This window comes from Petrotoga sp. 9PW.55.5.1 (genome assembly GCF_003265365.1).
Lineage (GTDB): Bacteria > Thermotogota > Thermotogae > Petrotogales > Petrotogaceae > Petrotoga.
Window position 1 is genome coordinate 1 of record NZ_AUPM01000020.1, and the last position, 3588, is coordinate 3588.

Below are 3588 nucleotides of genomic sequence, written 5' to 3' on the forward strand. Positions count from 1 at the left end.
CGGATGAAGTATTTGAGATGTGTTTAAAATACTTATTGGAAACAAAAGATGACATTGAGATAGAAGAAATGGAAAAAATAGCAAAAGAAGAATCAGTTGAAAGGGGTGAATTGATAATGTCAATAGCTGAAAAGTTGAGAGAAGAAGGTATCGAAAAAGGCAAAGAAGAAGGTAAACTGGAAGAAAGGAAAGAATTAGTATTAGAAATACTAAATCAAAGATTTGGAGAAGAATTCGATAAAGAGTTAGAAGAAAAAATAAAGAAAGCAAGCGAAGAAGAGATTAATAAGATAAAGAAAAATATTTTGAAAATAACCATAGACGAACTAAAAGAAATTCTGAAATAAAAGTATAAAACTTACTAAATAAATATTAATTTACCTCTTGCAAAAGATTTGGCTTTAATTCCCCTCTTGAGAGGTTTGTTGATTTTTATTCCCCTTTTTGAAGGGGTGGCTGTGACGCTTTTTGTCACAGACGGGGTAGTTGCTTTTGAACTAAATTTTCAATTTGCTAAAAGCAAATTAAAGAGAGACTACCCCGTCTGCAGCACAAAACGCTGCATCCACCCCTTCGAGGTAGGGGAAATGGGGCAGTTCAATTTTGGGGACATTTTATTTTGAATTATATCTTGATGCTAGCTTATAATATTCTCTAGCTGAGTTTTTTATTTTCTCAAACTCTTCATCGCTAATTTGCCTTAAGACCTTCCCAGGAACTCCAACTACCAAGCTCCTTGGAGGAATAACTTTGTTTTCAGTAATCAAGCTTCCTGCCCCAATCAAAGAACCCTCTCCAATCTTTGCACCATTTAATATTATTGCTCCCATACCTATTAGGCAGTTGTCTGATATCTCACAACCATGTATAATAGCATTATGCCCGATGGTAACGTTGTTTCCAATTATAGTTGGGAAGTTCGTATCGATATGAACAACTGAGTTATCCTGAACGTTGGTATACTGACCTATTACTATGGGCCCCATATCTGCTCTTAAAGACGCATTGAACCAGATACTTGATCCCTTCCCTATCTTAACCTCTCCAATTATTTGGCTACCCTGTGCTAAAAAGACATCTTCTTCAATAAAAGGTTTCTTTCCATTGAATTCTAAAAGCATCTAACTCCTCCTTTTTTTAAATATTTCACTGACTATAAACTGACTATAACTAGAAGAAAAATTAAAACTAAACGCTCGGATAATTTTTATGATATAATCTATTATACTAGAAAAATAAAAAAAGCATAAAAAAACCGGATCCAAAAACGGATCCGGCAAGAATGTCTGGGTTTATCTCAGGGGGATAGGGGGATCTTTCTTTTTTCTCTATTTACATTATAATACAGAATATGTTAAAGTTCAAGATATATGAGTTACCGTTAAATATATTATAGTAAAATATTTGTATACTTTTATTAAGCAGATGAATTCGGAGGAGATATTTTTTGAACAGAATATTTGATTTTCATACCCATACCCTGCTTAGTGATGGGGAATTAATTTGTAGTGAACAAATAAGACACGCCCAGATTCACGGGTATAAAGTTATAGGAATTTCTGACCATGTTGATGAATCAAATATTGATTTTGTGTTAAGAAGTTTGAACAATTTCATCGAAAAAGAGCAAACTCTTTTTGAAGATATAAAAATAATTGCTGCTGTTGAAATTACCCACGTTCCACCTGATTTAATAGATGAACTTGCAAAGCATGCCAAAGATAACGGTGCAAAGGTAGTAATTGTTCATGGTGAAACGATTGTTGAACCAGTTTTTAAAGGAACAAATTACTATTCAATTATATCAGAACATGTTGATATTTTGGCTCATCCTGGTTTAATAAGAGATGAAGAAGTAAAGCTTGCAGCGAATAATGGAACATTTTTAGAATTAAGTGCAAGAAAAGGACATTGCTTATCAAATGGTCATGTGAGAAAGTTAGCTCAAAAATACGGAGCTAAGTTGATAGTTAACAGTGATGCTCATGGGCCGGATGACTTTTTAAATTATGATTTTGCTTTAAAAGTTGCCATGGCATCTGGAGCATCTTTAGAAGAATCAAAAAAGATTATATTAGAGAATCCCCGTTCTTTACTATGACTTTTAAAATAACTTTTACCAAATCTTTTTATACTTCCACGCATTTTATGAACTATTTGGTATTATATGTGTCTAAATAAATAGTCTTGCTTCTGGATGTTTGAGATTTTCCGGATGGTGTTTCTTTCTGAAAGGAGGGGAAAAAATGGCTTCTAAAAAAATTTCTAAAAGTGAACAAGAAAAAATTCTGAAAAGGATTGAAAATATAGACTTTGAGAATTCTGAAAAAGATGGTGAAACAGTAAAAGTCAAAGTAAAAAAGGCTAAAAAAGGTATTAAACCTGTAGATTCAATGATTAAAATTCTAACCAACAAGGCAAAAAGCAAGAACAATAGATTAACCTATGCTGACATAGACAGTGCGATACCTACTGAAATTGCTGAAGAAATAGATAGCGATTATATCGAAAAGATATATGAAGCGTTAGAATCTCTTGGAATTCAAATTGTTGGAGATGATGAGGAAAATGAAGAAGAAAAGGATACCTTTAACGAACTAGAGTATGAACATGAAGAAATAGAAGAGTTATTTACTGATGTCGAACTTAAAATGTACGATAATATATCTTTGGGAGATCCCATAAAAATATATTTAAAAGAAATAAGTAAGGTGGAACTTTTAAGCCCTTCGAGAGAAAGACAGCTTGCTAGAAAGGCACAAAAAGGCGATCAAAAAGCAAGAGATGAATTGATCAAGGCAAACTTGAGATTAGTTATAAGTATAGCAAAAAGATATACGGGTAGAGGATTAACCTTTTTGGATTTAATCCAAGAGGGAAATATCGGTTTGATAAAGGCAGTTGATAAATTCGATTGGAAAAAAGGCTTTAAATTCTCAACCTATGCAACATGGTGGATAAGGCAGGCAATAACAAGGGCTATAGCAGATCAAGCAAGAACGATAAGAATCCCCGTTCACTTAGTTGAAACAATCAACCGAATGAACAAAGTAATTAGAGATTACTTGCAAGATAATGGTGATTATCCATCATCAAAAGAACTAGCTGTAATAATGGACAAACCCGAGGAAAAAATAAATGAAATATTAATAAGTGCCAAAGATGTTCTTTCTTTAAACTCTCCAATATCTAGTAACAACGGAGATGACGAAGAGTCAGAAACGGGTGATTTTATTAGTACAGACGAATCTACCCCTGAAGAAGAAGCTCAAAAAATGATCTTAAAAGATAGAATTGAAGAAGTCTTAGATACATTGAGCGATAAAGAAGCTTTAGTTTTAAAAATGAGATATGGTTTTTTGGATGGCAAGCAAAAAACTCTTGAAGAAGTTGGCCAGTTCTTCAACGTTACAAGAGAAAGGATAAGACAGATAGAGACAAAGGCACTAAGGAAACTTAGACATCCGAATAGGGTAGCTCAATTAAAAGAAATAGTCGAGAATTAAAGACAATTCCCCTTCCTCGAAGGAGTGGATGCAGCGTTTTGTGCTGCAGACGGGGTAGTCGGTTCTATTCCCCTTCCTCGAA

3 protein-coding genes and 1 pseudogene are annotated in these 3588 nt (G+C 33.6%); 3 read left to right on the plus strand and 1 reads right to left on the minus strand.

Features of this window, described 5'->3' with window-relative positions; translation table 11 throughout:
- A pseudogene (locus PW5551_RS10280) lies at window positions 1–347 on the plus strand (hypothetical protein); the annotation flags it as partial.
- Between the two features lie 267 nt (window positions 348–614).
- Here the strand turns inward: PW5551_RS10280 and PW5551_RS03625 are convergent.
- A complete protein-coding gene (locus tag PW5551_RS03625) occupies window positions 615–1121 on the minus strand; it encodes a gamma carbonic anhydrase family protein (protein WP_113074452.1) in 507 nt (168 codons plus the stop codon).
- Window positions 1122–1447: 326 nt separating this feature from the next.
- Here PW5551_RS03625 and PW5551_RS03630 point away from each other — a divergent pair, with 326 nt between their 5' ends.
- On the plus strand, window positions 1448–2101 hold the full coding sequence (locus tag PW5551_RS03630; RefSeq protein WP_113074453.1) for a histidinol phosphate phosphatase domain-containing protein: 654 nt from the start codon (window positions 1448–1450) through the stop codon (window positions 2099–2101).
- A 145-nt stretch (window positions 2102–2246) separates the two neighbouring features.
- On the plus strand, window positions 2247–3506 hold the full coding sequence (locus PW5551_RS03635; RefSeq protein ID WP_113074454.1) for a sigma-70 family RNA polymerase sigma factor: 1260 nt from the start codon (window positions 2247–2249) through the stop codon (window positions 3504–3506).
- The last annotated feature ends 82 nt before the right edge of the window (window positions 3507–3588 follow it).

Bases quoted from the DNA above. Each gene is read 5' to 3' on its own strand.
- PW5551_RS03625 (WP_113074452.1), bottom strand. From the start codon at position 1,121: ATGCTTTTAGAATTCAATGGAAAGAAACCTTTTATTGAAGAAGATGTC.
- PW5551_RS03635 (WP_113074454.1), top strand. From the start codon at position 2,247: ATGGCTTCTAAAAAAATTTCTAAAAGTGAACAAGAAAAAATTCTGAAA.